Annotated in this window: 2 protein-coding genes and 1 tRNA gene; 2 read left to right on the top strand and 1 reads right to left on the bottom strand. The window is 56.0% G+C overall.

The window, feature by feature from the left end; translation table 11 throughout:
• Nucleotides 1-309 precede the first annotated feature (309 nt).
• Nucleotides 310-1,698, top strand: a complete 1,389-nt coding sequence (locus ACIQ0R_RS12120) for a phosphomannomutase/phosphoglucomutase (protein ID WP_395827785.1) — start codon at nucleotides 310-312, stop codon at nucleotides 1,696-1,698.
• Between the two features lie 22 nt (nucleotides 1,699-1,720).
• A complete protein-coding gene (gene waaC / locus ACIQ0R_RS12115; RefSeq protein ID WP_395827782.1) occupies nucleotides 1,721-2,752 on the top strand; it encodes a lipopolysaccharide heptosyltransferase I in 1,032 nt (343 codons plus the stop codon).
• Here the strand turns inward: waaC and ACIQ0R_RS12110 are convergent.
• A tRNA-Sec gene (locus tag ACIQ0R_RS12110) sits at nucleotides 2,714-2,811 on the bottom strand. The two genes, waaC and ACIQ0R_RS12110, sit on opposite strands and share 39 nt — an antisense overlap.
• Nucleotides 2,812-3,071: the final 260 nt, after the last annotated feature.

Raw genomic sequence — 3,071 nt, 5'->3', positions numbered from 1 at the left:
CTGGAAGGGAGCACTTAACCGCTTCACTATCCAGTTTGAAGAACGGATGAAGCCGAATTAAACGAAATTCCGTTTACACAAAATCCAGCACACCCTCTACCATACGCGTCTAAAGAAGGTTCTGCAACTCACTGTTCTTGTTCTGTCGACAGTGTTTTTCGGGATTGTGACTAGCCAATTGGGCAAGCGCCTGCCCTCAGGTTGCTGCCCATTTGGTTTTTGAGCGTTTCCTGTATATCCGCTTGAGCGAGAACGTCATGTTCGTTACTGCGTTCCGCGCGACTAGCCATTTTGCCGATACAAAAAATTATGCTGCAACTTTCCAAATCGATTTTTAAAGCTTATGACATCCGTGGGATAGTCGGTGGCGCGTTAGACGCCGGAATCGCTCGCCAGATTGGCTGTGCTTTCGGTATCGCCGCCCGCCTCAAAGGCGAGAAAACAGTCATTATCGGCAGAGATGGCCGTTTGTCGGGCCCCGAACTTGCCGCCGCCCTGGCGTCCGGTTTGCAGGACGCAGGTGTCGATGTTGTGGATCTGGGGCTGGTGGCGACGCCGATGGTGTACTTTGCGACTCACGTTCTCGGTGCGCAATCCGGCATCATGGTTACCGGCAGTCATAACCCGCCGGATTACAACGGTTTCAAGATGGTCCTGGCTGGTGAGGCGATTTATGGTGAGACTATCCAGCAGCTTTATCAGGCAATTGCCGGCGGCAGCACCAAGGCAACCGTAGCGGCCCTACGCGGCAGCTATCGCCAGCACGACATCAAGGATGCGTATTTGCAGCGCATTATCGGCGATACCAAACTGGCGCGCCCGATGAAAATCGTGGTCGACTGCGGCAACGGTGTTGCCGGGGCTTTTGCCGGCGAGTTGTATCGCGCACTCGGTTGCGAGGTGCAAGAGCTGTTTTGCGAGGTTGACGGTACTTTCCCGAATCATCATCCTGATCCTGCTCATCCAGAAAACTTGCAGGATGTGATTCGCGCTTTGCAAAATTCGGACGCTGAATTAGGGCTGGCGTTCGATGGCGATGGTGATCGTCTTGGTGTCGTCACCAAGGATGGACAAATCATTTATCCGGACCGGCAACTGATGTTGTTTGCTGCGGATGTGCTGACGCGCAATCCGGGGCGCGAGATTTTGTATGACGTTAAATGCACACGCCATCTGGCTCCCTGGATAGCGCAGCGCGGCGGCAAGCCGTTGATGTGGAAGACCGGCCATTCGCTGGTCAAAGCCAAGATGCGCGAGACCGGCGCACCGCTCGGTGGTGAAATGAGCGGTCACGTTTTCTTCAAGGATCGCTGGTACGGGTTTGACGACGGCATGTATGCGGGTGCACGCCTACTTGAATTGCTAAGCCGCGAAAGCGATCCTTCGGCAGTGTTGAACGCATTGCCGCAATCGACCAGCACACCTGAATTGCATCTGATGCTGGCCGAGGGAGAGAACTTCGCTTTGATCGCAAAACTGCAAAGTGACGCAGATTTTGGCGGTGCCGAGAACATCATCACGATTGATGGATTGCGGGTTGAGTACGCAGACGGCTTCGGCCTGGTCCGTTCTTCCAACACTACCCCGGTCGTGGTAATGCGTTTCGAGGCGGAGTCTGAAGCAGCCCTGGCGCGTATCCAGTCTGAATTCAAGCGCGTTATCCTGGCTGCCAAGCCGGACGCTGTCTTGCCCTTCTAATTTTCTGTCGAAGCGAAGCCGTTTGAACATTCTCATCGTCCGCGTCTCTTCATTGGGAGACGTTGTGCACAACATGCCGATGGTGTCGGATATCCGCCGTCATTATCCCGATGCCAATATCGACTGGGTGGTCGAAGAGGGTTACGGCAGTCTGGTGCAGATGAATCCCGAAGTGCGCCGGATGATCCCGATTGCGTTGCGGCGCTGGCGTAAAAGCTTGTTCTCTGCCGCCACGCTTGCCGAGATATCGGATTTCCGGCAACAACTGAAACGCGATGCTTACGACCTCATCTTCGATACCCAGGGCTTGTTGAAAACCAGCATCGTGATGCGGATGGCGCGCCTTGCGCCCGGCGGCCATCGTGTTGGATTGGCGAATGCAACAGAGGGGTCTGGTTATGAACCGCTGTCACGCTTGTTTCATACCAAGAGCGTGCCGGTTGGCCTGCGTACCTATGCGGTGCTGCGGGCCCGCCAGGTTGCCGCCGCAGCGCTCGGCTATACGGTGGATGGTGTCGCTGATTTCAATATGCAGATGCCATCAATGCGCGCGGCAGATCTGCCTGCGTGGATGCCGGATCAGCCGTATGCTGTTTTTTTTCATGGCACCGCACGGGCAGAAAAACAATGGCCGGTCTCCCATTGGATGCAGATAGCAGGTTGGCTGGCAGAACGTGGCTGGCTGGTTTTGCTGCCGTGGGGCAGCGATGCCGAGAAGCGCGTTGCCGAGCAATTGGCGAGCCAGATGAGCAATGCCCGTGTGCTGCCTCGGCTGCCGTTGATGGAGGCCGTGCTGCTGGCCCAGCGCGCTGCATTGGTGATTGGGGTCGACACCGGCCTGACCCATATCGCAGCCGCTTTTTACCGCCCAACCATTGAGCTGTATTGTGATTCTCCACGTTGGAAGACTGAGGGCAACTGGTCGCCGCAAATCATCAATCTGGGCGATGTCGGCAAGTCGCCCACTGCTGCGGATGTTGTGCTGGCGCTGGATAGCCTGGAAAGCCGAATTCAATGGCGGAAGGCAGCAGGAGTCGAACCTACCCGGGAGTGACTGGCACCCCCCCCTCCGGGTTTGAAGCCCGGCCGTATCACCGGATACGTATGCCTTCCTTGTTTTTATCTCTTCGCTGGCGCTGCCAGCAATACCGGCAACATAGGACGCGCTGCCATCGGCCGTCCGGTGCCGCTCAAGCTATCTGTCTTTTTGCAGTCTCAGCATTGCGCCAGGCGGCGCAGACGCTATTGTAGTCGCCCCTGAACAACCCCATCCCCCCAATGTTGGCGGGGCCTGATGCCTCAAAAGCGGTTGCGGAATTTGCAAGAACATGGAATATTTCTATTCAATTTCTTGCAAATATTGTCGAGGTGTC

The organism is Collimonas sp. (assembly GCF_044339385.1).
Lineage (GTDB): Bacteria > Pseudomonadota > Gammaproteobacteria > Burkholderiales > Burkholderiaceae_D > Collimonas.
Note: the sequence above shows the minus strand (reverse complement) of the source record. Positions and strands in the feature narration are given on the sequence as shown.